Source organism: Corallococcus sp. CA053C (assembly GCF_003611675.1).
Taxonomy (GTDB): Bacteria; Myxococcota; Myxococcia; order Myxococcales; family Myxococcaceae; genus Corallococcus.
In genome coordinates this window covers 1-446 of the sequence record NZ_RAWA01000880.1, presented here as the reverse complement: position 1 = coordinate 446, position 446 = coordinate 1, and the positions used below count along the sequence as shown (strand labels likewise).

Here is a 446-nt window from a genome sequence, read left to right as displayed (position 1 = left end):
CGCCGCTCTCGGTCGGGCTAGAGACGATCGGCGGCGTGATGAAAAAGCTGATTCCGCGCAATACGACCATTCCGACGCGCAAATCTGACATCTTCTCGACCTCAGAAAACAATCAAACTTTAGTCGAAGTTCACGTTTTGTAGGGCGAGCGCGAAATGGCGAACGATAGCAAGTCGCTCGGTCGCTTTAAGCTGATGGGCATTCCGCCTGCGCCTCGCGGCGTTCCGCAAATCGTCGTCTCGTTTGACATCGACGCGAACGGGATTTTGCAGGTTACAGCCGTCGATCGCACCACAGGCCGCGAGCAGGGCATCACGATTCAGGGCGCTTCAACTTTGCTGGAATCGGAAGTGCAGCGAATGATCCAGGAATCTGAGAAGTACGCCAACGAAGATCGAGAACGGCGCGATCGCGTCGAAAAGAAAACCAAAGCCGAAGCCTTGACC

Annotated in this window: 1 pseudogene; it reads left to right on the top strand. The window is 55.4% G+C overall.

Annotated features, from left to right (window positions below):
• Positions 1-446, top strand: a pseudogene (locus D7V97_RS43705) (Hsp70 family protein); the annotation flags it as partial.